The organism is Streptomyces sp. Edi4, from assembly GCF_040253615.1.
Classification (GTDB): Bacteria; Actinomycetota; Actinomycetes; order Streptomycetales; family Streptomycetaceae; genus Streptomyces.
In genome coordinates, this window is sequence record NZ_JBEJGY010000004.1 from 2,753,276 (window position 1) to 2,777,514 (window position 24,239).

A 24,239-nucleotide genomic window follows, 5' to 3' on the forward strand; every position below is an offset into this window, starting at 1 on the left:
CGGCGAAACCCGCTTTCCGCTCTGAGATCGTTTGGCCGCCAGTTCAGGGACGGAGCAGTCGCGGTAACCGACCTGCATGCACGACGAACCCGCTGGAGGGCCCGGATTGTCGGCCGAAACCTTGATCTCTCCGGTGGCGGAAACGATGCCCCCCACCGGCGGACACTAAAACTCCCCGCAGACAGCAAAACTCCCCACTCTGTACGGCTTCCACCCCTAGCGGACCGGGGCGGAGTGGTCAGTGCTTGAAGGCGTCCTTGATCTTCGCCCCGGCCTGCTTGATGTTGCCCTTGACTTGGTCGCCGCGGCCTTCGGCCTGCAGGCGCCGACTGCCGGTGGCGCGGCCGGTCGTTTTCTTGGCGCCGCCTTTCATCGCTTCGGCCTTGTGCGCGATCTTCTTTGCGATACTCATGGGTTGCCACCCTCGGTGAGTTGTCTGCTGGGGTTCGGTGGCAGGAAGATCCGTGGCGCTGGCCGGCCACCAATCTGCGCGTGGGGGCGGTCTACCGGGGGGCGGATCGGTGCCCGAACAAGTGCAGTCTGCTCCGACGACCGCCGTCCGGGGCGGGAGCGCGATCACCGTGGGGTGAGCCTCCCTGCGCGTTCGCGTTCTCCGCGCGGGCGGGCTCGCGTTGCTCGGCCCGGTCGTCGCGGCCCCTCCCAGCAAAGGTCGTCTCGCGGCGCGACTGCTTGACTCCACGGCGCGATGCGCTGCCCCGTCTAGAAGAGCTGCGGCGTGCACCGGTCAAGATCAGGCTCAGCCCGAACAGGGCCGCCGCTCCGACGACGATGCCGTACAAGAACAGCATGCCGGTGGAGCCGGTCATGCCGTGGCCAAATACCGAGAACCCGCCGGCGAGTTCGTGCCCGCTGCCGCTGTTGGTGAGAACACCGGCCACGCCGACAACTACTGCGGCGATCAAGATGATGATTCCGAGGATGACGATCATGACGCGCTCCAAGGATCTACCTGCTACTCCCACGGTAGAACCGCGCCGTCCACGGAGCCACCGCGGCAGGGACGGCAGGATTCCCCGGGACTGGCGGCTCACTCGCCGGAGACCATCGACCGCGACAACGCTCGATCTTCCAGGTGGCCGTAGGCGAGAGAGGGCTTGGTGAGTCGCGCTTGTGTTGCCGCTCGAAGAGCACCCAGCCGGGGCGGGCCTGGTGAACCGGCCCGTGAACCACTCCCCGCTGCCTGTCAGCACCTCCTCGGATGGCATTCCGGAATGCCACATGGCCTCGGCGAACGCCGCTGCGGGCCGCCCGACCCGACGGCTCGCCGCGACCTTGGCGATCGTTGACTGCGTGGGGGAATGGGGCCCGCCCCGGCCGGACCACCCGCGCCGTGGGGGAATACGGAACAGAGTGTGGTGCCCCGGCCGGGGCGGGGGCGGGTTGTGTGGCGTTACGCCATGAGCACCGCGTAGGCGCCGAGCGGTTCAGCGGTGTCGCTGTCGCCCTGGTCGTCTCCGCCGACGCCGGTCTGGCCGTCCTCCGTAGCGATCTCGGTGTCGCTCTCGGCGACCTCCGGCTTGTCCGTCTCGGTCGTCTCGATGATCGCGGGCATCTGCGCCCTCCCTCTTCTCGTCGTCGTCCCCGGCCCTGCTGGGGCGGGGTAGCCCGTCCGCACGCACAGCGGAGTGGGCACCGCCATCGGTTGGGCAGCCGGCCGTGATGGGTACCGCCGCCCGGGAAGCCCCCGCCGATGGCGGCAGTGGATTCGGGCCGCCCTTCCTACCTGGGCAGGAAGGTGCTGAGAGCCAGCACGGACAGCAGTCCCATGACAGCCAGGTAGGTGTAGAGGACGTGGACGACCACGGGGTACTGCTCGCGCATCACTTTCAGAGCGGCAAACCCGGTCTTGCCCTGGGCCTCGGCGCGGAACCCGAAAGCGGAGACCTGCAAGTAGGTGCGCTCGGTCGGCCAGTCGGCCGCACCGATCTCCTCCGCGTAGGCGTCTACGACGTCATACGACTCGAAGCGACGACGCATGGCCCAGAAGGCGCGAGCACGGCGGAAGCTCCAGAAATGCTGCACGGACGGATGTCCTCTCTCTATTTCGACCAGGGCCGCCGTCTCTGACGGCCCTTGATGAGCGGGGCTTCAGGGGAAATCGACCACCGTGACCCTGCGCAGTTCACGGATGAGCTGGGAGGCAACGACAAAGGACAGCCGCTCGTCCCCGTATGGAAGCCAAGAAAGGGAGTTGTCGAGCTCCCAGCCTTCCTCGGTCGGCCGGTACTGCGTCCCGCTGACTCCCCACAGACGCGGCAGTCCGACGCGAAGTGGGGTGAACTCCCTGGCGTACGGGCACTCTTTCACCGCCACGCGCGAGCACTCCACGCACAGTGGGGGCATGTTCGTGAGTGATCCCTCGGGCCACGACGGTGGATCTTGCGGCATCCGCCAGTCCAGGAACAGCCAGCCCTCTTTGGTGCGGCTCGCGGGCAGGGAGCAGACCTGACACAGCAGGTCGTACATGGCCTCGCGCTGACGCTCGGGGTCCATGAGGCCGTATTGCGGCTTGCCCGTGCGCGGGCCCCGCTCGGTGCGTGCCCAGAGCACTCCACCCCGGTCGCGGTCCTCGGCCTGCATGACCTTGTAGGCGAGCCGCGGACTCGGGGCCAACTGGACCGTGAGATCGGCGAGGCGACCAGCCAACTCGTCGTCGTACGCGACAACAAACGGTGTCACCGTTGGTCTGCTGATCGTCTTCTTAGGCACAGGCTGGTTCCCCCGGTTCTGCCGAGGCGTCCCATCCCTCACGGGTCAGCAAAGTCAGGAGGTCCCGCGCCACCAGAGCAGCCTGCCGGGCGCTCTTCCGTGACGGCCGGCGCTCTTCATCAGCCACGGCGCGAGCCCGCGTGACCATTTGGCGAACCACAACGCGCCCCGTGTCCAACTGCGTCTCGGCCACGTCCGCGAGGGCCGCGAGATGGCCTTGAATCGTCAAGAGCGTGGCCTCAAGCTCGCTGTCCTGAGCCGCGTCCAGGTGACTGCTGAGCACATAATCCGCGGTGTGCTGGATCGCCTCGACCGTGATGCGGACAGGCCCATCCCCGGACTCTTCGACTTGCTGCCGTCGCATGGCGTCGAGGAACCGGCGGAGGAGGTCTGTCTCCGGCCCCACTCCCTCGGATGCGGCGAATCCCCGTTCAGGAAGTCGGTGCGCCCAGGATGTGCCCCGCTCACGGCTCTCGGCGAGGTCCCGCAGACCCAGGCCGCGAGGAACGAGGGAGAACGCTGTACGCCGCTTCGCATGTCTGGCCATCAGGCGCGCCTGCCTTCGCGAAGCTCGGCCCATACGACCTTTCCCCACGGCTTGCGGTCGTAGCCCCAACGCCAGCACATCGCATCCACCAAGAGCAGGCCGCGCCCGCCCTCCTCATCGTCGCCGGGCCGCCCCAGCTCGGGCGTGGCGCGGCACTTGTCGGCGACGCTGATCCGGACCACGCCGTTGCTCGCTCGATCAACGGTGACGCGAACCAGGCGGCAAGGGGTGTGGTCGATGGCGTTAGCGACGAGTTCGGAGACGATGCACGTCCCAGCGTCGACCAGCTCGTCCGCTCCCCACGTGTTGAGGGCGGCAGAGACGAGCAAGCGGGCACGGCGGGCGGACTCCGGCTCGCACGGCCAGGTCTCGGTGTAACCGGGGGCACCTGTCCCAGTCGGTCGGGCGGCTGTCATGGTCACGGGGCTTCCCTCCGGGGTGGAGCGGCCGGCCTTGAAGGGGGGAAGGCCGGCCGTTCTCCTCCATGCAGCGAGCACCGTGTGGCGCCTGTTCGCTGCGGCGGTGGTGGCGAGAGACCAGTGCACCGCCGTAGCTTCGCCCTCGACAGGTGATTTCTTCAGATGCCGAAGGGGTGACCCCGGTGATTTTTACCTTCGGGGTGTCGTCCTTGGTGGCCGCGCCGCTACCTTGCGGTTGTGGGAGAGAACCGCAAGCTCGCTGCGGCTATGGACGACTGCCGGATAGGGCAGGCGGAGTTAGCCCGACGCATCAACACGGAGATCGGGGCCCTGACGGGGCAAGAAGGCCACGTCACTGACCGAGACATCCGGAGGTGGCTGGACGGCAAGACCCAATGGCCGCAGGCCAAGCAGCGGTTGTGCGTCGAGAAGGTACTCGGTCGTTCAGCTATCGACCTGGGCTTCGTTCCCCGGTCCAAGAACGCAGCACAAGCACCACCGGAGGACCCGATGCACCGCCGTACTCTTTTCGCCGCCGCCACCGGAACCGCCGTCGCACTCACAACGGGCGCCGCGCGCCCCCGCCTCGGCCAGAGCGACGTGAACCGCTTCCATGCCGAGTACGCCGAGATCGTCGCGGATGACCAAGCGCTCGGCGGTGCCCAGCAAGTCGAGAACCACGCCGTAGAACTGGCGATGCGAATCAAGTCGTCACTGGCTGCGGGAGGCGCCTCCGCCTGGGTTCGGACGAAGCTCTACTGCCTTGCCTCGGACGTCACTTGCTCGGCAGCCTTCGCCGCCATCGACGCTCAAGCCCGTACCCGTGCCCGCAACCACCTGGACACCGCCGTCACGTTCGCCGGCCTGTCGGGAGACAGCGAGACTCAGTACCACGTATGGAACCACCTTGCGATGGTGGCCGGACAGCGTAAGGACTACGCCGAAGTCTCCGCGGCAGCAGACGCGGCAAAGAGCTCGGCCATCGCCAAGAAGGACCCGCTGTACGCCTCCCTGGCACACATGCGCAATGCCCACGCCTACGCAGGAAGCCGCGAGCGCAGCACCGCTCTCAGGGCCCTCGCTGCCGCAGAACGCTCGTTCGGCCGCCACATGGACGTTGAGCGGCCCCCCTGGATCACGTTCTACGACGAGGCCGAACTCGACGGCCTCACGTCGATCGTGTGGCTCCGCCTAGGCGAACCCGAGCGTGCGGAGTACCACCTGCACCGTGCTCTGGGCGCTATCCGCCCGGATCTCCTCCGGAACCGGACCTACTACACCGCACACTTGTCCCTGGCGCAGGCCAAGCAAGTGACCTGGAGCAAGCGTGCAGCACGGCGAACCGAGCTGCGGACCTGCTGGCCAAGGTTCGTGGCTCGAAGCGCACGACAGACACCCTGGCGAACGTGCGCAAAACCGTCGTGGCGTCGGGGACAAAGGAGCCCAGGGTTCTGGACTGGGCGGAGAGGGCACAGGCATGGATCTGAAGACCTACGCACACAAGGACGCTGCCGACATTCGAGAAATGCTTCTCGACATGCACGACGCTGTCTACGACGGCGGCGAAGACCGCTTTCACGAGAGGGAACGCTTCGCCTGGTTCGTTGACCTTTGGAGTGGCAAGGAAGGCTGGTCATGCGTGGTCGGCTTCGACAAGGGGGCGCCCACCGGATTCGCCTACGGAGCGCCCTTCGAGCCCGGCAAGTGGTGGAAGGGCTCGGAGAGGCCGGCCTCTGTCGCGCCTGAAGCGACGGTCTTCGCCCTGTCAGAGCTGATGGTGATGGAGAACTGGCGCAAAACTGGAGTGTCCACGAAACTCCACGAGGCGCTGGTGGACAGTCGCGGTGAGGACTTCGCGACGCTCCTGGTCGACACGACACATCCGAAAGTCCAGGGCCTCTACGAGACCTGGAAGTACGAAAAGGTCGGCGAGCAGAAGCCCTTCGAGGATTCACCCGTCTTCACGATCATGGTCAAGCCACTCGCGGCTTCTGGTCGGCCGCTGGCTTGAGTTCCAGGTAACCGCATAGTTGGCCACAACAAGGCGGCCCCGCTCCCAGACGAGAGCGGGGCCATGCTCACGCGACGGATTCCGTGGTGTCGTAGCCGTCGATGTAGTCGTGGCCGTTCAGGTGGGCGGCGACCTTGCCAACACCTCGTTCTTGCCGTACCAGCGCGGTCCATGCTGCTGCCCTGCGAGACTTGTCCGCACCACCTAGGGCGAACGGCAGGACGGACGACAGATGGGCATTACGGCAGATGGCCCCTTCGGCGCTTACACCGAAGACGCCGACCTCTTCGACGAGCTGCCCAACGGGGTGCTCGACGAGTATCTCCGGCCGTTCGAGGCCGGACTGCTGATGGCGGCCGGCCGCATGCTGGCCGTCTGCGCCTACCGCGACGCCGCTTACTACGCAGACCGCCCCTTCGACCGCGGCGAGAAAGACGCCGCTGCCACGGTGCTGAACCTGCTGCCCGAGACATGCGACGGCCAGGGCCACGCATTCCGCCGGGATGTGGCGCGCGCCTTCTGGGACCTGGCCGACGACCTCGCGGCCGGGCGCGCCCCGCTACCGCGCTGCCAGGCCGAGACCTGGGCCCTTACGACCATGCTGGATGCAGCGCCCCGGATGTGTGCCGCCGACGACGAGGAACTGACCACGCTCGGCGTGCCCCTCCCCTCGGACACGGGCGAATCCTCCTATCGGGCACCGTACTTCGAAGAGGAAGCCTGGGCGTTCGTCATCGAGGACGCGAAGTACACCATCCCTGAGACCCAACCGCCTGCCTCCCCCCAGGAGACAGCGGACGATGCCGAGGAGGCCGACGCGGTTCCGGAGCCCGAGGGCGGCTGGGACGCTCCCGCCTACTGGTTCTCCCCTTATGGCATCACCCGCCCCCGCGACGCCGAGCGAGGCCACCCGGGCTGGTCCGACACTCCGGAGCAGAGTCCTACACCATCGGGGGTGCCCAGCACCGAGCGGGCAGCGCACCTGCTGGGCTTGGGCGATGACTTCGACCCATGGGAGGCGGCAGAGAGCGATGTCCTGCGCCCCCGGGTGCGGACGATGGCGGACACGCTGACTCCGCTGGCGGCCAGGCTGCTGACGGTGGCCGCCGAGATGGTGGGCGAGCGCGGCTGGCATGACCTGCTCGCCCACGGCGACCGGGTCTTCGCACGCCCCGACGAGGAGGAGGATGTCTGGGAGCTTGAGGAGTCCTTCCTCCTCCAGTTGCCGCCGCTGTGCGACGGTCAGTCCGCCGCCTGGCGCCTGGCTATGGTGCGGGCCGTGGAGAACCTGGCCGATGACCTGCGCTCGGGACGTGCCCCGCTGCCAACCTGCACCGCCGAGGAACTCGCGTTCCATCTGATCCTGTCCGAGGCCCGGACGGTCCTGGACTACCTCGACGAGGACGATGGATACGCCCACGCCGTGGGCCTGCCAACTGGCGGCCAGTTCACCGTCCGCCACCGTACCTTCGACCATTGGAGGGAAGCCTTCCTGCAGGACGAAGACGTCCTGTTCCACTACGACCAGGACCTCGCCGGCGTCGCCTCTGACCCCGACCACCCGGCAAGCCAGCAACTCGGCACCGGAGACCTGCGCCCCCGCGCCTGGTTCGCACCCTTCGGCAACATCCGCCCCCGCCTTCCTCGCTCCCTGACCGACCAGCACCGTGCACGCCTCGCCGACGCGGATCCCGACATCTTTTTCGCCAGCACCCCAGCCCTGGCCAAGCTCGGCACCCCGTCCGCGGAGGCGGACACGGCCACCGTGCTGCCCGGACAGCTCCGAGACGAGTTCGAGCACTTCATCGGCCTTGCCCAGCGCCGCTTCTTCGACGAGCCGTGCGCCATCGCGATGGCCGCAAGCCTGGACCGTCTACTCACCCGCCTCTTCGACACCGACACCGTGGTGCCCTTCCATATCTGGCCGCTCAACCCCCGCGCCAGCGCTGTCAAGACAGGGCTGCTGCTCGTCGACCATGACTTCTGCCTGCAGGGATACACCCGCACCTGGCGCCTGAGCTGCGACCGCACGGACCGCGAGGCACGCGAGTGGGCCGTCGCCCTCCTTGAGGACTGCGCCAAATACATCCTGGCCAACTACGGGCAGACCGCCATGGGCTTCCTTCGAGGCGGCCCGTCCACCCCGCCTCTGGACCGCCAGCTCTACGACGTGCTGCCCGCCCGCCTGCGCGAACTCGCACGGGACCTCACCACAGCCGGCCTGCTGCGCCACCGCACCCGCCACCTTGGCATGAGCAGTGCCCAGCTCGCCGAGGAAGCCATCCTCCCCGAACCCCTGGTCACCGCCTGGCTCGACGGTGCCCCCGTCACACCCTCCCAGCTCCTGCGCTGCGCCCCGGCCCTGCAACTGTCCGAGGACGTCCTGCTCGCCGCGCTGGAGGGCAAGCGAGACACGGCGTACTGGCCGCTGCCTGTTCCGCCGCCGGACGAGCAGGGCCGCCCCGAGTGACCCAGCTCGGACAGGCGCATTGGACGCCCCCGCCGATCTCATCCACTCTCGTAAGTACAGAGGCCGTACGACCGGGAATTACGGACACGGTTTCAACCCTGGACGAGACGGTGGAGCGCATCCTGCGCGATACGGGCTTGGACCAGGGGGCGGCCGTCGACCGCTGAAGCTTCCAAAGATCGGCCTGCCACGCAAATGCCCCCGGAATCACGTGGATTCCGGGGGCAGGCATAGCGGAGCAGGTGGGGTCAGCTCTCTTCGGAGCCGCTATCGTCGGGCTTCTGCATACGGCGTCGGCGGGTCAGCGCGATCACGCCACCGCCGGCGAGGAGGAGGGCGCCTGCGCCGCCGAGCAGCCACGGGGTGGCGTCGGCGCCGGTGTGGGCGAGGGAGCCTTCCGGTGCGAGGGCCGGGGGGCTCGGGACTTCATCCGGCACCGGCGGCGGGGAGACCGATGCCGAGGCGGAGGGAGCAGGCGTGGTGGGGGTGTGCGGGGTCGCCTTGGGCGGCGTGCTGGTGTCCGGGGTCGGTGGAGTCGGCTGCGGGGTCGGCGGAGTCGGCTTCGGGCTGGGCGGCTGTTCCTTCTTGGTGTCCGTAAAGGTGACGTTGACCGGGGCACCAGGCTTGGCGGTGAACTTCTCCGGAGCGGCGTCGAGCTGGTAGCCCTCGGGAGCCTTGACCTCGGCGGCGGTGTAGTTAGTGCCGGCGCGCGAGGCGACGGGGAGGGTGGCCTTGGCCGTTCCGTCCTTGCCGGTGGTCAGGGTGACCGGCGTGCCGCCGGTGGCGGAGGTGATGTTGATGACGGCGCCCGCGAGGGGCTGGCCGGTGCTCTTGTCGGTCTTCTTGACGGTTACCTCAGCGGGCTTGAACGGATCGATCACGGTGACGGGGGTGCCATTGCCAGCGGTGACGATGACGTCCTGGTCGGGCACGACGTCGAGGATCGGGATGCCGCTGGAGGTCTCCTTGAGCCGGTAGACGCCCACCTCCAGGCCCTTGAAGACAAGCTTGCCGTCCGCGTCGGTCTTGCCGCTGGCGGCTTCCTTGCCGGTGCTGTCGAGCAAGGTGAAGGAGACGCCGCCGATCGGGGCGCCGCCGGTGTCCTTCTTCAGGATCTGGATGCCGCCGGTGTCAGGAGCATGGGCGAAAGCACTCGGGGCGGAGACCAGGGTGCTGGTCATCGTAGTGGCGACTGTGACGGCAGCGGCGAGGCGCCGGGACGGGATGCGCAAGTGGAGATTCTCCTGGTTGTTGGCAGGCCGCAGGGCCCGGTGGTTAGGGATCGGGCGGTTCAGCGGGAATGGCCGCGGGCCCGGCTTGGGGGTGGTGATGCTGGGAGCGGACGTGGGCGTGGCGGTGCGGTGATCGCGTAGCGGCGGCCCGCCGCCCGCACGATTCGCTGCTGTTCCGCGACTGGGCTCTGCTCGATGCTGGCCAGGCCCTGAGCGATCTTGTGCCCGAAGGGTGAGTCGACGGTGAGGCCGGCCTCTTGAACGATCTGCCAGGCGGCTGAGGCTTCGACCACGGCGGCGTACTCGGCGGGGATGCCGAGCATCTCGACGGCGTGGAACCGCGCTTCGTGCAAGCAGTGAGGGGAACGTCGTCGTTCATGACGTCCTCGATGATGTCGAGCAGGGCGAGTGTGGCCCGGTGCAGCTGGTCCTGAGCGGCAGGGTCGGCCAGCCAGAGTCCGGCAGGTCCCGGGGCGGGGACGGCAGGCCACCGGTAGGTGGAGGCGGCTGGGGAGGCTGACGGCGGGAGGGCAGCCAGCGGAGCGGCGACATGGGGCTCCGGGGGGGCTCAACGGGCTCGGGAGCCGTTGCGTGAGGCTGGATGGGCGGGTGCCGGGATTGCGGTCCGCCCAGTGGCGCGGCTCGGCGCGGATTCGGTCCAGGCGCCGGGGAACCAGACAGCGGCGTACTGCTTGATGGCGTCGCGCAAACCGGTGGTGACGGCCCCGTCCCACGGTGGGCGGCCTGGGCGGTGGTAGGTGTCGAACGTGCCGTACTGCTTCGTGTTCGGCCGGACGTTGGTGGCCTCGTCGCGGCGGTGGAAGGTGCCGTGTTCCACGAAGCCGAGGGCCACCGCGTCGATTTCTCCGCGGTCCGGGTGGACGACCGCGACCCGCAGTCCGCCGTAGGTGTCCGCGTGGATGGTGCGGGTGAAGTCGATGCGCAGCCGCAGGGGTGCGCCGGGGGCGGGGGTGGCGAAGTAGGTGTTGCCCACGACGGCGTGGTCGTGGAAGGGGAGACACAGTTCGGCGAAGAACTCGGCGGCCTGTAGCGGCAAGTGGGGGCTCCGGTCGGGGTGGGGATGGTCCTACCGGCGTGGGCCAGGCAGGGCCGGTGGGCTGGTGGTGCTCCAGCGCGGGACGCTGGCCGCGGGGAGCGCCGCCGGGCGGCGGGATGCGGTGGTCCGGCGTACGTCGAGCGGTGTGGGGGCCGTCGAGCCGGGCGGGAGGATCGGGGTGAGCTGGGCCATGTCCTTGATGTAGCTGAAGGTCGCCTCGCGCCACCGGGGAAGCGGAGCCGGATCGGCGACGCACTCGGTGACAGCGGCGAGCAGGGCTACGGGGGTGTCGGTACTGGCGGTGGCGTACCAGGTGGGCCGGTCAACGGACTTGCCCGCCCACAGCTGCCAGCGGGCAGCTCGCGTTGTCAGCTCGGCTTCCGAATCGAGGTCGCCGGCGGTGAACTCCATGCCGGCGAGTCCGTCCGGGGCGTGCACCGCGATGACATCCCAGCGGGGTCGGTCTATCTCCCAGCCCTGTTTCAGGAGCGGCACGATCGCGAGGAAGGGATCGTGCTCGTCGGTCCCGGCGACCGGCCGGGCGAGGTAGGCGTCCGGCCCCTGCTCGTATGCCGTGGCTAGCACGGTGGTGAACGCCTGGACGAACTCGGTGGGGACGCGGTCGTTGAAGCAGACGCCCCAGACTGGCGGCCCGAACGAGTCCTTGTAGGCATTGATACGCCAGAGCCCGTCGTCGTCGCCTTCGGGCAGGTAGCCCAAGCGCACGCGCCGGTCGGGAGCACTCATGTACACGTTGGAGTCCTCGTCGTATCGCAGGTCCCAGCCGAGGTCGAGCAAAGGGGCGAGGGCGGGGTCCCCGGTCCCGGTGGTGGAAGCGAGATGGCGCGGGGAGACGTACACATCGCCGTCGAGATCGCCGAGCGGGTCGGGCTGGTGGCTCATCGGTCCGCCTTCGTGGTGACGGTGATCTCGTCGGCTGCCGTGTCGAGGCGTTTAGTGACTTCGGCAGTGTTGCGGCCGGTGACGATGTAGAACCCGGCCCGGGCAGTGAACAGGTCGCCTTCGGGCGGCAGAAGGAGGCGGTCGCCGATCCTGCGGATCCACTGGACCTGCCGCAGCCACGGGGTGTGGGCGGCGAACTGCTGGTCGATGTGCCGTGCGGTGAGCGTGCCGGAGGTGTTCGGGTAGAGCATGCGGATGCCTGCGGCCCCAGCCCGAGTTGGGGTGAGGTCCGGTGCCCGGCCGCAGGCGACGTCGGCGGCAGCCTTGGGCAGGTCGATGCCGGTGGCGAGGCGGACGAGGTGGCCGATCCTGTCGCCACCGATCCTGGCGTTGACCTCGATCAGCCGGGGCCGACCGTCCACGAGGCGCAGCTCGACGTGCTGCACGCCATCGGTGATCCCCAGGGCCTTGACCGCAGCGGCGGCCACAGGGGCTACCTGTGCGAGGAGCGGGTCGGTGGCATCGACGGTGTGTCCGGTCTCGGAGAAATACGGGGCGGGTCCAAGGCTCTTGCGGGTCACGGCGACGGCGGTCGTCTCGCCGCAGTGGGTGACGCACTCGACGGAGACTTCCGGGCCGTCGAGGTACTCCTCGACCAGGACACCGGTGTCCTCGCGGCTCTGGCTGGCTCCGGCCGAGGCGAACTCGAAGGCGACGGGCAGTTCCTCGGGGCGGTCGATGCGGATCACGCCGATACTCCCGGCGAACGCGGCGGGCTTGATGACGGCGGGGAAGCCGATGGTCATCGTCGCCCGTCCTGCCTCCGCCAGGGTCCGGGCCTTCATCGAGGCGGCCGACGGGACCCCGTGGCGGGCGAACAAGGTGCGGGCGGTGGCCTTGTTGCGGCAGGCCCGCATCACCTCGACGGAGTTCGCGGCCAGACCGAGCGCGCGAGCGAGGCGGGCGGTGGGGACGAGGTGCCACTCGTCCCAGGTGACGATGCCGGCGAGTTCGTGGCGTGCCGCCAGGGCCCGGCCGGCGGAGAGCAGCGCGGCGTCGTCGTGGAGGTCGACGACGGCGTGGTCGACGATGTACGGCTTCTCCCACGACGGCTCCGTGCCGGTCAGCAGGACGACGTCGTACGCGGCGGCCACCTGCTCAAGGCAGTAGCCGCGAAAGGTCTCATCGCCGGGAAAAACGACGAGTACGAGGGGGCGAGCGGGCAAGAAGAGGGTTCTCCGAATCGGTGGACGACAGGATGAAGGAAGCAGGGGGTTGTCAGTCGGCGCGGCGGCGGCGCAGCTCGAACGCGCTGGCCCACTTAGGGTGCGCGGAGACGAGCTGTCGGGCGTAGAGGGCGGTGAAGTTGTTGTTCAGTCCGGGCACGCCGTACGGGAGTTGTCGGCGCAGGTCCTCGAAGAGGTTCTTGAGACCGACGCGTGTGGCGCCGGCGGCGAGCTGGCAGGCGGCCATGCGCTCCAGCGCGCGGTAGACGTGCGGGTGCTGAGCGTGGAAGGCGTGGAACTTCTCGGTGATGGTGCGACCGCTCGTACGGTTCACGCCGGGGCAGACAGGGGACATGGGAAAGTTCTCCACAGGCTGGGGAAAGGCGCCGGTCAGGAGCGCAGGGCGGGATCGGTGCGCAGGCGGGCGAAAGCAAGGAACAGACCGAGTGCCTGCACGACGGCGCACGCGGTGATGACGTGGCCCAGCGCGTCGGGCGGTGTGAGTGCGGTCAGCACGCCGGCGACGGGGAAGGGCAGCAGGAGGATGAGGATGGTCGCCGACAAGGTGCTGCCGAACCTGTCCGGTGGGATCAGGCGGGAGCGCAGGGTGCGCAGGACGACCGTCATGCCGCCCTCCGCTGCCATCAGGACCGCAACCAGGACCAGGTAGGAGAGGTAGTCGGGGGCCTGTGCGGCGGCGAGAGTGGCAAGCGAGGCGAAGGCGGCACAGGCGGCGCCGACCGGCCACAGGCCCAGGCGGTCGATCGCGAACCGGCAGACGGTGACGGTAAGGAGCGTGGCTGCTGCGGCAGCGGACCAGACCAGGCCCACGGCGGTGGTGGACTGCCCGTAGTGGTTGACGACGATCACCGGACCGGCCGCCTGAAGGAAGCCGATGGCAAGGTTGGACAGGGTCAGGCCAGTCACGAGCCGGCCGAGTGCGGGCAGGGAGCGGATGGTGCGCCAGCCGGTGAGGAGCCCATCTCTCGTACTGCTCTTTGGTGCGCGGGCCGGGGCGACCGGGGAGGGCGGTGTGCGCAGCGCGAGCAGCGCGGCGAGCAGCGAGAGCACCGTGATTACCACGAGCATCTGCGGAGGACCTGCGAGAAGCAGCAGACCTGCCAGCGCCGGGCCGGTCAGGGTCGCGATCTGGTCGATCCCGAGTAGGGCGGCCTGAACGCGGTGGGCCTGTGCCCCTGCTCTGCGTCCGGCGGCCGAGCCAGCGGTCTCGGCCGCGATGTAACTGAACTCGGTGAGCACCCCCGTGGTAGCCGCGAGCGCCATCACCGTCCCGCTCGCCACGGCGCCGGATGGATGGAGGAGGAGGATGGCCACGCCGGCGGCGATGACCAGCGCGCGGCCGAGGGAGGCGAGGAAGAAGACGACCGCCGCTCCCCGTCGGTCGACAATCGCGCCGGCCCACCCGAACGCTGCCAGCCTGGGCAGCCATTCCAGGGCGAATGCCAGGCCCGTCAGCGCCGCGGAGCCCGTGGTGGCCAGGACCAGGAGCGGGATGCCGTAGGTGGACATGGCGAACGCGAGGGCGTCCGCCGTGCGCGGCAGATAGATGCTGCGCAGCAGTCCCCCGGTGTGGAGGGCGTGCCGGGGGGTGACTCCTCCGCTCACGCGATTGGCTCTGGTTCAAGGAGCGCGGTGACCTGCGGGTTGGCGTTCAGCCACTGGGCCAGCAGAGCGCGCGGGTGGGCCAGACCCGCCTCGGCCTCGGCGCTGGGCATGTTCTCGCTCGCTGGGCGTGGGGAGTCATCGGCGCCGTCGGCGAGGGGGACGGGGGCCAGGAGGCTGAGGGAGTGCTGGAGGCGGGTGGTGAAGTCGCTGACGCGGGTCGGGTAGGCGTGGCGTCGGGCCCAGCGGGCGACGGTGTCGTAGAAGTCGGCCAGGTCCGAGCCGGCCTCGGTGAGGGCAAGGCCGACGCCGGGTGCGACCCGGACGAGGCCGTGCACGCGGGCAACGTGGGTGGTCCGGCGAAGGTGGTGCGCAGAGAGGTCGGGGAGGGTGCCGGCGAGCCTTCTCGGTGGGATCGGACCGTTGTCGTCGATCTCGGTGATCAGCCGGATCAGGGCCGGCGAGGACAGCAGGGCGAATGCGTTGTGCAGTTCAGCCGGGGTGAAGGGGGCGGTCATCGGCGCGGGCCTCCTGCCGGGAGCGCCGCCTTCGGGCGGGCGGTCGGGGTGTGCGAGAACAGGTCGCGGGTCTGCCACGTCGGGCGGGAGGCGCCTTCAGCCCGGACGGCCGGAGAGGCTGTGGGAGCTGGCAGGGCTTGGTTGCTGACCCACTGCTTCGGGGCGAGTGCGGCCCCCGGGCGGCCCCAGACCGGGTGCTGGGCGGCATGGGTGAGGGGGATTCCGGCGGACCACGCGGACAGGGCGCCGAAGACGGGCCCAAGGCCGTCGCCCGAAACGGACAGGCGGTAGGGCTGGCCTATGCCCTCGGTGTTGACCAGGCCGTCGGCCACGAGCTGCCGCAGCGGGGGGTAGATGTTGGTCCAGTCGCTGCTGGGCATGACGATCCTGGCCAGGGCCCGGCCGCTGACCTCTTCACGGGACTTCAGCACCCACAGGATGGCGGCGGCGTGCCGCCGGGTGAGCAGGGTGAGGCTGTCCTCGATCTGCTCGATCGCGGGCAGCGGGCGGTCCGCCTTCTCCAGGTGCTTCTCGGCCCAGGTGACGATCACCGGCAGCACCGGCAGAAGGGCTGCGCCGCGGTCGGTGTGTCCGTAGGTGACGTGCCGCGAGGTGTGTTCGGTGCGCTGCACGAGGCCGGCGTCGCACAGCGACTTGAGCTTTGGGTGGAGCTGGCCGTTCTGCAGCCACGACAGCCGATCCGCGATCTCGCTGTACCGCAGCGGCGGCCCGGAGAGAGCCAGCAGGATCCGCACGTTCCATCGCGGAGTGATCATGGCGAGTGCCTCGGTGACCCTCGCGATGTCAGCGTCGGTGTCAGGGGGCAGACCGGTGAGGGCCAAGGGAGGAACTCCTGGGTGAGTGAAGGGGGATGCCCGCGGGTCAAGCGGCTTCGTGCAGGGCTCACGGCCGCAACGGGCGGGGCGGGTACAGCTGGCGCGGTGGCCGGGGACGGTGCGGATGTGGGGACGCGGGTGAGGCTCTGGAGAACGGCGGAGACCGACTTGGCCTGGACGTCGCGGACGGCGACCGCTTCGGCGAGCCGGCGGGCGCCGTCGAGAAGGTGGGAGACCTCGTGTCCGCGGATCTGCCGCTCGGGGTGGAGAAGCCGGGTGAGGTGGTCGCGGTGGAAGTCGATGCTGCGCTCGGCGAGGGTGAGGTCGTCGTGCATGCCGAGCAGGGCGGAGAGCATGCCGGGCGGCTGGTCCTGGACGTGGGCTTCGAGCTCGGCGAGCGGTGCGCCGTACAGGTCCTCGATCCGTCCGGCTATCTCGGTGGACGTGAGGTGGGGCAAGCGGGGGCTTTCACGGTCGGCGGGCCCGGGCCGCCCCGGCACGCTGCGGTGCCGGGGCGGCGACGGAGGGGGGTGGGGTGGCAGCGACCGCCGTCTGAGTCAGGCGGACGGCGCGAGGCTGCTGGGCGGGCGGTGGCATGCTGCGCAGCAGCTCGCCGAGCGCGGCGCGGTAGCCGTCGCGGGCATCGAGCGCCGCTTCCAGCCACTGCGCGTCAAGGCGCAGGTCATCGGCTGACAGCTCGCCCATGTCCCGGTCGGGTGCCATCGCCTCGTGCACGCGGTCACGGACGCGGGCGACCTGCTCCTCGGCCAGGGCGAGGAAAGAGCGCAGTTCCAGGGCGCGGGCCAGAGCGGGGGAGGCATCGGGCTCGGTCGCCGTCGCGTACAGCGCGGGGACCGGGGCGCCGAAGACCTCCTGCAACTGACCGTCCGCGGTGCTGGGCTTGAGGCGGACGCTCACCGTTGGGCCCTTCCCGTTCGCGGCAGCACACCCGGCGCAGATGCGACCGCGGGGCGGTGCGGAGCGCTGGTCTGCACCGCTGGGCCCTTGCGGACTCCGCGATTGAGGCGGGCAAGGCGTTCGGCGGCGAGATCCTTCTTCCCCGGAGCGTCCGGGTCGAGAAGCCACCGCACGACCAGAGCCCGGCCGTCGCGGGCGGTAACGGCCGCGTTGACCCGCTGGGCGAGGCCCATCGTCGGGTCGTCGACCTCGCTGGGCTGTGTCTGAAGCGCGGCGAGGAGGTCGTCCTCCGCGCGGTCGAGGACCGTCTGGGAGTCGACGAGAAGGCCGTGCCACTTGACGACATCGGTGGCGTCAGGATTCGCGGTCGGCGCGACGGCGACTGCGGCCTTCAACCGGTCCATGCCCATTCCGAAGTGGGCTTCGATCCGTTCGGTGAGCACGCCCACGACATCCTCAATGCCGTCGGATATGTCGTCGGTCAAGGGAAACTCCTTTCCGGAGGGCGACGCCTGGGGGTTCAGGGGAAGGGGCTTGAAGAACGCGCGGGCAACTCAGTTACGGCTTAACCGGGTTGCCGCTGGACGCCTGTCAGGACAGGCACATTCGGACGTCGCGGTAGACGTAGGTGCCGGAGACCCAGCCGTTTACGCCGGTGGTCTTGTCCGTGATGTAGAGCCAGTTGCCGCTCTTCTTGTGCACGGTGAACTTGTGGCTGCGGTAGAGCACCCCGAGCGCGGTGGACTTCGTGGTGGCCTCGGACCGGATGGTCACGGCCTTCGCGTGGACCTCGTACGGGAGCGGCGGGAGATCCGGGCAGCTGTTGTAGCTGGCGACCGTTGCCGCGGTGGCGACGGGTGCCGCGCTCGCGGTGGTGGCGGACAGCACCGGCAGTGCAAGTGCGCCGAGCATCGCAGCGGAAATGGCAATTCGGGTGGATCGCATGCGGAATAGACCTCCGTGCAGGCATAGGGATTGCGTGAAGGGTGCCGCGGGTTGTTCCGGCGGCTGTATAAGAGTCCGGAGAAACGCCGGTTTGGCTAACCGGCGATCGTCGGCTATGTTGCGCCGCGCCCGCCGTCCTTGGGGCTTAGCGTGATCGGCCGGGCGGGCGCGGAGCAGGAGCCTTCGGCAGGGCAGCCGGCCGGGCGGATGCGGCTGCCGGGCGGACCGGCGGGAGGGGGCTGGCCGTGCCTGCGAGCCGGTCCTGGCACCACTGGAGGGCCTCCTGGACGGTGGCGAAGCCACCCTCGCGCAGGGTGTGGGTCCACGCGTCGGTGTCGACTTCCTCGACCACGACGCGAAACGGCGAGGAGGCCCGCTCATCCAGGGTGCGCAGTGCCACGACGGTGACCATGTCGTTGGGGTCGTCGCGGGTGTAGGAGTAGCCGCACGCGTGGTGGTCTCCGTCCCCCATGAGCCGTCGCTCCAGTGCAAGCGTGGCCTCATCGGCCGGCGCAGGGCCCAGCTCGGGGTTGAGGCCGATGGCGTCGGCAGGGCAGCCGCGGTGAATGAGCCAGGACTGCGCCATCGACGGCAGGGGCAGCCTTTCGAGATCGAACTTGAACGTCTGTTCCTTCAGGTCCCGTTGCAGGTGGAGCGCGACGATCTGGGGCTCCCCGGGGATGCCCCAGGTGGCCGAGCCGTCGTGCAGGACGTAGAAGCTGTTCGCCCCACAAGGACTGTGATGCTCGGCCAGCGGGAGGAGCTGGTCCTGGTTGATTTCGACCGCGTGCAGGAAGGACTGACCGGTCTGATCGTCCATGGCCTCGAAGTCATCGAGGTGGAGTTCGAGTTCGGGTGTGGGCATAGATCTCCTGGTGGGCGGCCCGGTTCAGCGGTGAGGGCGCGTGGGGGAAGTGGGCCAGGTACCGGGCCGGGGCGCCGCCGGTGCCGTGGCCGGCCGGTGTCGGCGACTGCTGGCCAGTGCGCTGCGGCCGGGCTCGGTCAAGGTGACCGGCTGCCCGGCCTCCACGGGGTGGCTGACGTCCCGGGAGACCAGGCCGGCGGCTTCGAGGCGCTGCAGGTGGGCGTACGGGATCCTGGTGCCGGAGGCGGTGGGTACGGACATCCGGCCGGTGAGCAGATGCGCGTGCACCCTGGCGCCGCCCGCGATGGACAGCAGCGCCGCCTGGTCGGCGGCTGACAGCCGATCGTGCCCGTCCGGCGGTTCTCGCTGAGCCGTGGCCTCGATCGGCTCCAACGCCGCCAGCACCCGTCGGGCTGCGCTGTCGTGCGCGGTGGCGGCCTCTTCCAGCTGGTCCACGGTGCGGTCGATGCGCTCCAGCAGGGCGTTGTCGACCGGGAACTCACCGCTGGCCAGGCGGTGGAGGAGAGTGCGGTAGAAGATCACACTGGTCTGAGCAGAGGCCAGCTCGCGGTGCCGGTCGACCAGGCGGGCATGCGGGGCGTCGAGGACGCCGCGGTCGCGGTAGGCCCACAGGGTGTCGACGTCATGGCCGGTGACGGCTTCGATGCGGTGGTCGAGTGGGGATACCGCACGCCGGGCTGCTGCCGGCGCGGGATCAGGGGGCATAGGCGGGGCTCCGTGCGTTCAGCGGGTGTGTTGGTGCGAGGGATTCTGCGCGGGCCTGGGCAGGCCCGGCAGCGCGGAGGCAGGCGGTCCGGGCCGCGGTGCGGGGCCGCGAGTTGTGAGCTGAGGGGGGCGGGAGCGGGCCGCGTGGGTGCGGGCGCTCAGCGGCCGGCGGGTCATCCCCAGGCGGCGGCCGACCTCGTCGTAGACGTCGTTGCCCGCACGCGGCCGGATGGCGACGACGTGGATCTCCCGCTGGTATGTGGATTCCTCGGGCGCCGGGCGCACGCCATAGACGACCCGCCAGTCCTTGCGGGAGTCCACGAACAGCTTGCGGTAGCCCTCCAGGTCGCCGGTGAGCCGCAGCCCGAAGCGCTCGGCGTTCACCACCTCCTGCAGGTAGGCGAGGGTGAGATCGCGGATGTCGCTGGGTGCCTGGAGGAGATCGGTCAGAGCACGGGGGTCGAAGCTCAGGCCGAAGGCCGGCTGCTGCCCCCCGTTCATGACGTCGGCTCGAGCGGCTCAGCGGGCCCGGCCGCCTCCGCCGCGCTCGCCTTCTCCGTACGCGCTGAAGGCGGCGGTCCGGGAAGGATCCGGTGCGCGGGACGCTCCGGGGAGGTCATGCAGGCCGACAAGGGACCGCCCGGCGCACGAATCGCCGCGACGGCGTGGGTGAGGAAGTCCCGGTGCCACACGAACAGACCGGAGAGTCCGGCTTCGGGGTCCTTGTGCTGCTGGTAGGCCAGCCACAGGGCGTGAAGCCAAGCCACGACATCGTCGTGCTCCTGCCACTGCAGGCACCAGGGCGCCGCCGTGGTGACCTCCGCCCCGTAGACGGGCAGCAGGAAGTCGTCAACCCAGTCGGACAAGGCGTCGAGCTCGTCCTCGCGCTCCTCCCCCTCCAGTTCCAGAATCGGGCGCGGCTCCGGCGGCGCAGCCGGAGGCGGTCCGCCGAGTCCCGGCATGCCGAACGCCGCGAACGGCGATCCGCCCGGCGTGGGTGCGGAGGCGAGATGGTCGAGCTGCTGGGCCTGCTGCGCCGACTGCTCCATCAGGCGCCGGACGCTCGCCTCGATTCCCTCCAACTGGGGGTCCGGAATACGAACCGGCTCCAACTCCCCTTCGTCCGAAGGTTCTATGGATTCAGGCATGAAACGTGTGGCCTCCTACGAGACGCGGAAAGAGGGAAAGCGGAAGCGGTGATGAGCAGACCGGCCGACGGACATGTGGTGCGCCACGACGGGATGTCGTCCAGGGCTGGCAATGGCGCACCGGTTTCCGGCGCAGGAAGCACGGTTGCGGCCTCAGACAGTGAGGGTCACGTCGTCCTGGGTGAGGGTTTCGCGGATCGTCTCGGTGAGCCGGTCGGCTGCGATGGACGCGTAGTGCTCGGTCTTCTCCACGCCGATGAAGTCGCGGCCTTCCAGCAGGGCGGCGACACCGGTGGAGCCGGAGCCGGCGCAGAAGTCGAGCACCGTGCCGCCCTCGGGGCTGATCTTGACCAGCTCGCGCATCACCTCGACGGGCTTTTGCGTGATGTGCTGGCGCTTCGCACCCGAGGGCTGCGAGGCGCTGTACAGGCCGGGCAGGTAGACGGGGTTGCGGGAGCCGTCGATCGCACCCTTGGAGGCCCACACGATGAACTCGCAGTTCTGTGTGAACCGGCCCTTCTGGGGCCTGGCCTGCGGCTTGTGCCAGGCCACCACCCCGCGCCACAGCCAGCCGGCCGCCTGGATCGCATCCGTCGTGGTCGGGAGCTGGCGCCAGTCGGTGAACAGCAGCGCAGTGCCACCAGTGCGGGTGAGGCGGTGGGCTTCAGTCATGATCTGCGTCAGCCAGAATCCGTAGCTGCGCTGATCCATGTTCTCGCCGACGAAATCCGGCAGGGCGTGCTGGGCATCGGCCGAGGTGTACTTCTGCTTCGCCGAGCGCGTGGTGCGCTCCTTGGCGGTCCGGCCACCGCTGTTGTACGGCGGGTCGGTGATGACGGAGTCGACGCAGTCGTCCGGCAGGCCGGCGAGGACGCTGAGAGCGTCGCCCTGGTGCAGGGAAAAAGACAAAGAGGAACCCCGATTCGGGTGTTGGAGCGCGGCGGGAAGTACCCGTCTCGCATACGAGTCCTCGCAGGCCGGAATTGGGCATGAAGAAGCCCGGGCCGCAGACCGACAAGGGCGAGGGGAGTCCAAAAACTGTAGAGGTGAAAGCGCCGACGACCAAGAAGTCCGTTGCTGAGGGGTCGGATTCCGAGCCCTCACGCCCACTTTTTGGTCAACCGCCAATCCGGGCCTACTGTTTTTGAACCGCCCGGCGCACACCGCCGCTGGCCACACCCCCACCACGCCTCACGGAGGTACCCCCTGCCCCGGCACACCTAGCTCACGACCCGGCCACGCGGAGCGAGCGGCAACTCGCCCGCGCCGGCCCCGTCTCGATTGCCCACCCCGGCTGCCGCCCCCTTCCACCACGCCATGCGCACGCGGCACGCCGGACACCGCACCCCGAAGGACACGTCCATGACGCCCTGCTCCCCACCCATGCCCGAAATCGCTGACGCGCGAACGGTCCGCGCCGGTTGAAAGCGGTCGCCGCCGGCATCGGCGTCGTCTTCCTCTCTCCACTCCTGCTCGCCGGAACGGCCATGATGATGGCCTCCTCCGCCGATGCCGTGCAGACCTCCGGCTCCTTCAGCGGCTGCCTGACCGACATCAACTCCGGCGAGGTCGCCAAGCAGGTCACCAAGATCCTTGACGGGGCGTCCGGCAAGGACATCCACATCGAGGGCCTCGATCTGCCCGCCGAGCAAGTCCCCAATGCGCAGACCATCGTGGCCAGCGGCATCAGCCTCGACGTGCCCAAGAAGGGCCAGATCATCGCGCTCGCCACGGCGATGCAGGAATCACGGCTGCGCAATCTCAACTACGGAGACCTGGACAGCCTCGGCTTGTTCCAGCAGCGTCCCTCCCAGGGCTGGGGCACCGCCCAGCAGATCCGTGATCCGGTCTACGCCAGCGAGCGCTTCTACAAGGCGCTGCTCAAGGTGGACGGCTGGCAGCAGATGACCGTCACCCAGGCCGCACAGGCTGTCCAGGCATCAGGCTTTCCCGACGCTTACGCGCAGTGGGAGGACCTTTCCACCGCCCTGCAGGAAGCCATCGCCAAGACCTTCCCGAGCACCGGCAAGGACAAGGACGACAAGGAGCCGAAGCAGGGCAAGGAGCCCGCGACCAGCACCACCGGCTGCGCTCCGTCCAAGGACGGCTCCGGCTTCGGCCGCATCCCCGAGGGCAGCGTCCCCAAGGGATACAAGATCCCCAAGGACGCCGACCCCAAGGCCCGCAAAGCCCTGGACTGGGCGATGCACCAGCTCGGTACGCAGTACCAGTGGGGCGGCAGCTGCACCGACGCGCACGGCCCCGACCCGATGGGCCGCTGCGACTGCAGTTCACTGATGCAGCAGGCGTACGCCCACGCCGGCATCACCCTCACCCGCACCACGTACACGCAGGTCAACGAAGGCAAGCCCGTCTCGCCCAGCCAGCTCCAGCCCGGCGACCTGATCTTCAGCCGCGGCACCGCGAGCCGCCCCGAACACGTTGGCATGTACATGGGTGAGGGCCTCGTCATCGAGGCGCCGCGCACATCCAAGCCCGTCCGGATCACCCCGATCAAGGACTGGGACATCCTCGCCGCCCGCCGCGTCATCTGACGCCGCCCCGCCCGTGTAGGTCCCGATTCAAGTTGTCACTGTCCGAGCAATCTGACAACAACTTGTCGGTCTGGGCCTCTCGTTGGGGGCTCCTGGCTCCCGTTTCCAGATCACCTACCGCCTAGGCGTCCTGCCTCGTCGGCAGGTTACCCCTGGCCGGAGGGCGTCACACCGGTATCCGCCGCCTCGTCCCTCGTCTGTGCCGACGACGACAAGTGGCTGGACAGTCAGTCGGCCCAACTGCGCAGATCAGGGTTCGGCGCGCAGGAAGCGACAAATCAGCCGGACGAAACGGCCGACAGATCGCCTGGACGACTAACCAAATTCGCTGGTCACAGCGCTTCCGATCGACAACTCAGGTCGGAACCTACAGCCCGGACTCCGCTCCGGGCGGGCCGCCGCACGGCCACTTCCCGTGCCACGCGCGCCACCCCCTGCCCTTCCCCCCTTTCCCGCCGGCCCCTCGCCTGGCCTGCGTACGCAAGGAGCCCCGACACACCTATGCCCCTCCCCCTCGCAGACAGCGTCATCCAGCTCGCCTATGACCCAGGCATCACCCCCCAGGGCGGCGGCCTGCCCGGCCTCTCCGTCCTGAAGAACGTGGTCAACAGCATCAACATGTTCGGGATCATCGCCGTCGTCGGAGCCTTGGCCGTCTCGCTCGGTGTGTGGGCCTGGGGCCACCACACCGGCGGCCACCAGGCCGAAGCCAACGGCAAGAAGGGTGCCGTCGTCGCCGCCGGCGCCGCCCTCGGCCTGGGCGCCGCGAACGGAATCGTCGCGTTCTTCTCGGCCCTCGGGTCCCAGGTTCACTGATGCAGAAACGACTTCCCTCCGTCTCGCTGTCCTCCTACGGCGTCGGCTGGTCGGCCAACAAGCGCATCGTGATCGTCGCTCTGGTCGTCGCCGTCCTGCTTGCAACCGCCACCACGGTCGCCTGGCTGAGCGGGAACGGGAACGGCCGCCAGGGTCCGGACCACGCCGCCTCGGCCCCGGCGAGCAGCCCGTCCTCCTCCGAAGCCGCCCCCAAGCCCGCTGCCGGATCGGGGTCGGTGCCGAAGCCTCCGCAGATCGCCGAGCCGGTCGCCTACGCCAAGGCCGCGGCCCAGATGCTGTGGTCCTACGACACCCGCGTCACCAGCCGCGACCAGCAGCTCGCTGGTATGCGCGCGTGGATGACCGGCGAGACCACGTACGCGGACTGGGCCTCGGTCTTGGGCCAGGTCCCCGATCCGGTGCTCTGGTCGCGGATGGCCGACCAAGACCAGCACGCCACCGCCAGCGTCACCGAGGGGCACTTCCCCTCCGCGTTCAAGCAGGCGCTGGCCGACGATCCGTCCGCGATCACCAAGGCGTACATCTACGTCGTCACCGTCAATGGCAAGCAGCAGATCGCCTGGAAGAAGGGCGGCGGCGGCGCCGAAGAACGCGCCGTGACCCTGGCCGTGCAGTGCCGCCCCAACCACGACTGCACCCTGGCAGCCATCGCTCCGAGCGTCACGCAGTGACC

30 protein-coding genes and 1 pseudogene are annotated in these 24,239 nt (G+C 69.3%); 6 read left to right on the forward strand and 25 right to left on the reverse strand.

Going from position 1 to position 24,239, the window contains the following annotated elements; translation table 11 throughout:
* Positions 1 to 238: 238 nt before the first annotated feature.
* From ABR738_RS14485 to ABR738_RS14510, 7 genes are all read right to left on the reverse strand, one after another.
* Positions 239 to 412: a CsbD family protein gene (locus tag ABR738_RS14485; RefSeq protein ID WP_078983438.1), complete on the reverse strand. Its 174-nt coding sequence runs from the start codon at positions 410 to 412 to the stop codon at positions 239 to 241.
* Positions 413 to 503: 91 nt separating this feature from the next.
* A complete protein-coding gene (locus tag ABR738_RS14490; RefSeq protein WP_350230391.1) occupies positions 504 to 950 on the reverse strand; it encodes a hypothetical protein in 447 nt (148 codons plus the stop codon).
* Between the two features lie 461 nt (positions 951 to 1,411).
* Positions 1,412 to 1,573, reverse strand: a complete 162-nt coding sequence (locus ABR738_RS14495) for a hypothetical protein (RefSeq protein WP_350230392.1) — start codon at positions 1,571 to 1,573, stop codon at positions 1,412 to 1,414.
* Positions 1,574 to 1,740: 167 nt separating this feature from the next.
* Positions 1,741 to 2,043 (reverse strand): hypothetical protein, encoded by a 303-nt coding sequence (locus ABR738_RS14500; protein ID WP_350230393.1) that lies wholly within the window; start codon positions 2,041 to 2,043, stop codon positions 1,741 to 1,743.
* Positions 2,044 to 2,109: 66 nt separating this feature from the next.
* The gene (locus ABR738_RS14505; RefSeq protein ID WP_350230394.1) at positions 2,110 to 2,700 is read right to left on the reverse strand and encodes a hypothetical protein; all 591 of its coding nucleotides are present in this window, start codon (positions 2,698 to 2,700) and stop codon (positions 2,110 to 2,112) included.
* 22 nt (positions 2,701 to 2,722) lie between these two features.
* On the reverse strand, positions 2,723 to 3,310 hold the full coding sequence (locus ABR738_RS37755) for a DUF6415 family natural product biosynthesis protein (RefSeq protein ID WP_502964086.1): 588 nt from the start codon (positions 3,308 to 3,310) through the stop codon (positions 2,723 to 2,725).
* Complete coding sequence (locus tag ABR738_RS14510; protein ID WP_350234569.1) at positions 3,277 to 3,693, reverse strand: ATP-binding protein; 417 nt, start codon at positions 3,691 to 3,693, stop codon at positions 3,277 to 3,279. The genes ABR738_RS37755 and ABR738_RS14510 overlap by 34 nt, the downstream gene beginning before the upstream one ends.
* Before the next feature lie 270 nt (positions 3,694 to 3,963).
* Between ABR738_RS14510 and ABR738_RS37760 the strand changes: the two genes are divergently transcribed.
* The 3 genes from ABR738_RS37760 (at position 3,964) to ABR738_RS14520 (ending at position 8,177) form a co-directional block, all read left to right on the forward strand.
* The gene (locus tag ABR738_RS37760; protein WP_502964220.1) at positions 3,964 to 5,304 is read left to right on the forward strand and encodes an NsdA family TPR-like regulatory protein; all 1,341 of its coding nucleotides are present in this window, start codon (positions 3,964 to 3,966) and stop codon (positions 5,302 to 5,304) included.
* Entirely contained in the window at positions 5,234 to 5,707 is a 474-nt protein-coding gene (locus tag ABR738_RS14515) for a GNAT family N-acetyltransferase (protein ID WP_502964087.1), read from the forward strand. Before ABR738_RS37760 ends, ABR738_RS14515 begins: the two co-directional genes overlap by 71 nt.
* Positions 5,708 to 5,939: 232 nt before the next feature.
* Positions 5,940 to 8,177: a helix-turn-helix domain-containing protein gene (locus ABR738_RS14520; protein WP_350230396.1), complete on the forward strand. Its 2,238-nt coding sequence runs from the start codon at positions 5,940 to 5,942 to the stop codon at positions 8,175 to 8,177.
* Between the two features lie 248 nt (positions 8,178 to 8,425).
* Here ABR738_RS14520 and ABR738_RS14525 read toward each other — a convergent pair whose 3' ends face one another.
* The 18 genes and pseudogenes from ABR738_RS14525 to ABR738_RS14610 form a co-directional block, all read right to left on the reverse strand.
* Positions 8,426 to 9,358, reverse strand: a complete 933-nt coding sequence (locus tag ABR738_RS14525) for an MSCRAMM family protein (protein WP_350230397.1) — start codon at positions 9,356 to 9,358, stop codon at positions 8,426 to 8,428.
* Between the two features lie 110 nt (positions 9,359 to 9,468).
* Positions 9,469 to 9,762: a hypothetical protein gene (locus ABR738_RS14530; protein WP_350230398.1), complete on the reverse strand. Its 294-nt coding sequence runs from the start codon at positions 9,760 to 9,762 to the stop codon at positions 9,469 to 9,471.
* 215 nt (positions 9,763 to 9,977) lie between these two features.
* Positions 9,978 to 10,466 (reverse strand): hypothetical protein, encoded by a 489-nt coding sequence (locus ABR738_RS14535; RefSeq protein WP_350230399.1) that lies wholly within the window; start codon positions 10,464 to 10,466, stop codon positions 9,978 to 9,980.
* Between the two features lie 30 nt (positions 10,467 to 10,496).
* Complete coding sequence (locus ABR738_RS14540) at positions 10,497 to 11,369, reverse strand: SPDY domain-containing protein (RefSeq protein WP_350230400.1); 873 nt, start codon at positions 11,367 to 11,369, stop codon at positions 10,497 to 10,499.
* Positions 11,366 to 12,595 carry an ATP-grasp domain-containing protein gene (locus ABR738_RS14545; RefSeq protein ID WP_350230401.1) on the reverse strand — a complete coding sequence of 410 codons (1,230 nt, stop codon included), beginning with the start codon at positions 12,593 to 12,595 and terminating at the stop codon, positions 11,366 to 11,368. Before ABR738_RS14545 ends, ABR738_RS14540 begins: the two co-directional genes overlap by 4 nt.
* Positions 12,596 to 12,647: 52 nt before the next feature.
* On the reverse strand, positions 12,648 to 12,950 hold the full coding sequence (locus ABR738_RS14550) for a hypothetical protein (RefSeq protein ID WP_350230402.1): 303 nt from the start codon (positions 12,948 to 12,950) through the stop codon (positions 12,648 to 12,650).
* A 35-nt stretch (positions 12,951 to 12,985) separates the two neighbouring features.
* A complete protein-coding gene (locus tag ABR738_RS14555) occupies positions 12,986 to 14,221 on the reverse strand; it encodes an MFS transporter (RefSeq protein ID WP_350230403.1) in 1,236 nt (411 codons plus the stop codon).
* Positions 14,218 to 14,736 carry a regulator gene (locus ABR738_RS14560; RefSeq protein ID WP_350230404.1) on the reverse strand — a complete coding sequence of 173 codons (519 nt, stop codon included), beginning with the start codon at positions 14,734 to 14,736 and terminating at the stop codon, positions 14,218 to 14,220. The genes ABR738_RS14555 and ABR738_RS14560 overlap by 4 nt, the downstream gene beginning before the upstream one ends.
* Complete coding sequence (locus tag ABR738_RS14565; RefSeq protein ID WP_350230405.1) at positions 14,733 to 15,578, reverse strand: winged helix-turn-helix transcriptional regulator; 846 nt, start codon at positions 15,576 to 15,578, stop codon at positions 14,733 to 14,735. Before ABR738_RS14565 ends, ABR738_RS14560 begins: the two co-directional genes overlap by 4 nt.
* Before the next feature lie 44 nt (positions 15,579 to 15,622).
* A pseudogene (locus tag ABR738_RS14570) lies at positions 15,623 to 16,030 on the reverse strand (hypothetical protein); the annotation flags it as partial.
* Positions 16,031 to 16,040: 10 nt separating this feature from the next.
* Positions 16,041 to 16,490, reverse strand: coding sequence for a hypothetical protein (locus ABR738_RS14575; protein WP_350230406.1), 450 nt, complete (start codon positions 16,488 to 16,490; stop codon positions 16,041 to 16,043).
* Positions 16,487 to 16,975, reverse strand: a complete 489-nt coding sequence (locus ABR738_RS14580; protein WP_350230407.1) for a hypothetical protein — start codon at positions 16,973 to 16,975, stop codon at positions 16,487 to 16,489. The genes ABR738_RS14575 and ABR738_RS14580 overlap by 4 nt, the downstream gene beginning before the upstream one ends.
* Positions 16,976 to 17,081: 106 nt before the next feature.
* Entirely contained in the window at positions 17,082 to 17,402 is a 321-nt protein-coding gene (locus ABR738_RS14585; protein ID WP_350234571.1) for an SH3 domain-containing protein, read from the reverse strand.
* A gap of 178 nt (positions 17,403 to 17,580) precedes the next feature.
* Complete coding sequence (locus ABR738_RS14590) at positions 17,581 to 18,300, reverse strand: hypothetical protein (RefSeq protein ID WP_350230408.1); 720 nt, start codon at positions 18,298 to 18,300, stop codon at positions 17,581 to 17,583.
* Positions 18,301 to 18,324: 24 nt separating this feature from the next.
* Entirely contained in the window at positions 18,325 to 19,026 is a 702-nt protein-coding gene (locus ABR738_RS14595; protein ID WP_350230409.1) for a hypothetical protein, read from the reverse strand.
* A gap of 18 nt (positions 19,027 to 19,044) precedes the next feature.
* Positions 19,045 to 19,527 carry a hypothetical protein gene (locus ABR738_RS14600; RefSeq protein ID WP_350230410.1) on the reverse strand — a complete coding sequence of 161 codons (483 nt, stop codon included), beginning with the start codon at positions 19,525 to 19,527 and terminating at the stop codon, positions 19,045 to 19,047.
* Positions 19,524 to 20,075: a DUF4913 domain-containing protein gene (locus tag ABR738_RS14605; protein ID WP_350234573.1), complete on the reverse strand. Its 552-nt coding sequence runs from the start codon at positions 20,073 to 20,075 to the stop codon at positions 19,524 to 19,526. The genes ABR738_RS14600 and ABR738_RS14605 overlap by 4 nt, the downstream gene beginning before the upstream one ends.
* Positions 20,076 to 20,327: 252 nt before the next feature.
* Positions 20,328 to 21,083, reverse strand: coding sequence for a DNA-methyltransferase (locus ABR738_RS14610; RefSeq protein WP_350230411.1), 756 nt, complete (start codon positions 21,081 to 21,083; stop codon positions 20,328 to 20,330).
* A 512-nt stretch (positions 21,084 to 21,595) separates the two neighbouring features.
* On the opposite strand from ABR738_RS14610, the gene ABR738_RS14615 reads away from it, so the two are divergent.
* The 3 genes from ABR738_RS14615 (at position 21,596) to ABR738_RS14625 (ending at position 24,237) form a co-directional block, all read left to right on the forward strand.
* Positions 21,596 to 22,729, forward strand: coding sequence for a C40 family peptidase (locus ABR738_RS14615; protein WP_350230412.1), 1,134 nt, complete (start codon positions 21,596 to 21,598; stop codon positions 22,727 to 22,729).
* Between the two features lie 501 nt (positions 22,730 to 23,230).
* Complete coding sequence (locus ABR738_RS14620) at positions 23,231 to 23,545, forward strand: DUF6112 family protein (protein WP_350230413.1); 315 nt, start codon at positions 23,231 to 23,233, stop codon at positions 23,543 to 23,545.
* A complete protein-coding gene (locus tag ABR738_RS14625) occupies positions 23,545 to 24,237 on the forward strand; it encodes a hypothetical protein (RefSeq protein ID WP_350230414.1) in 693 nt (230 codons plus the stop codon). Before ABR738_RS14620 ends, ABR738_RS14625 begins: the two co-directional genes overlap by 1 nt.
* The last annotated feature ends 2 nt before the right edge of the window (positions 24,238 to 24,239 follow it).

Excerpts from the sequence above, each read along its gene's own strand:
- ABR738_RS14595 (WP_350230409.1), bottom strand. The coding sequence starts at position 19,026 with ATGCCCCCTGATCCCGCGCCGGCAGCAGCCCGGCGTGCGGTATCCCCA.
- ABR738_RS37760 (WP_502964220.1), top strand. The coding sequence starts at position 3,964 with ATGGACGACTGCCGGATAGGGCAGGCGGAGTTAGCCCGACGCATCAAC.
- ABR738_RS14620 (WP_350230413.1), top strand. The coding sequence starts at position 23,231 with ATGCCCCTCCCCCTCGCAGACAGCGTCATCCAGCTCGCCTATGACCCA.
- ABR738_RS14540 (WP_350230400.1), bottom strand. The coding sequence starts at position 11,369 with ATGAGCCACCAGCCCGACCCGCTCGGCGATCTCGACGGCGATGTGTAC.
- ABR738_RS14560 (WP_350230404.1), bottom strand. The coding sequence starts at position 14,736 with ATGACCGCCCCCTTCACCCCGGCTGAACTGCACAACGCATTCGCCCTG.
- ABR738_RS14590 (WP_350230408.1), bottom strand. The coding sequence starts at position 18,300 with ATGCCCACACCCGAACTCGAACTCCACCTCGATGACTTCGAGGCCATG.
- ABR738_RS14490 (WP_350230391.1), bottom strand. The coding sequence starts at position 950 with ATGATCGTCATCCTCGGAATCATCATCTTGATCGCCGCAGTAGTTGTC.
- ABR738_RS14585 (WP_350234571.1), bottom strand. The coding sequence starts at position 17,402 with ATGCTCGGCGCACTTGCACTGCCGGTGCTGTCCGCCACCACCGCGAGC.
- ABR738_RS14625 (WP_350230414.1), top strand. The coding sequence starts at position 23,545 with ATGCAGAAACGACTTCCCTCCGTCTCGCTGTCCTCCTACGGCGTCGGC.
- ABR738_RS14520 (WP_350230396.1), top strand. The coding sequence starts at position 5,940 with ATGGGCATTACGGCAGATGGCCCCTTCGGCGCTTACACCGAAGACGCC.
- ABR738_RS14510 (WP_350234569.1), bottom strand. The coding sequence starts at position 3,693 with ATGACAGCCGCCCGACCGACTGGGACAGGTGCCCCCGGTTACACCGAG.
- ABR738_RS14600 (WP_350230410.1), bottom strand. The coding sequence starts at position 19,527 with ATGAACGGGGGGCAGCAGCCGGCCTTCGGCCTGAGCTTCGACCCCCGT.
- ABR738_RS14515 (WP_502964087.1), top strand. The coding sequence starts at position 5,234 with ATGCACGACGCTGTCTACGACGGCGGCGAAGACCGCTTTCACGAGAGG.
- ABR738_RS14605 (WP_350234573.1), bottom strand. The coding sequence starts at position 20,075 with ATGGAGCAGTCGGCGCAGCAGGCCCAGCAGCTCGACCATCTCGCCTCC.
- ABR738_RS14550 (WP_350230402.1), bottom strand. The coding sequence starts at position 12,950 with ATGTCCCCTGTCTGCCCCGGCGTGAACCGTACGAGCGGTCGCACCATC.
- ABR738_RS14525 (WP_350230397.1), bottom strand. The coding sequence starts at position 9,358 with ATGACCAGCACCCTGGTCTCCGCCCCGAGTGCTTTCGCCCATGCTCCT.
- ABR738_RS14485 (WP_078983438.1), bottom strand. The coding sequence starts at position 412 with ATGAGTATCGCAAAGAAGATCGCGCACAAGGCCGAAGCGATGAAAGGC.
- ABR738_RS37755 (WP_502964086.1), bottom strand. The coding sequence starts at position 3,310 with ATGGGCCGAGCTTCGCGAAGGCAGGCGCGCCTGATGGCCAGACATGCG.
- ABR738_RS14495 (WP_350230392.1), bottom strand. The coding sequence starts at position 1,573 with ATGCCCGCGATCATCGAGACGACCGAGACGGACAAGCCGGAGGTCGCC.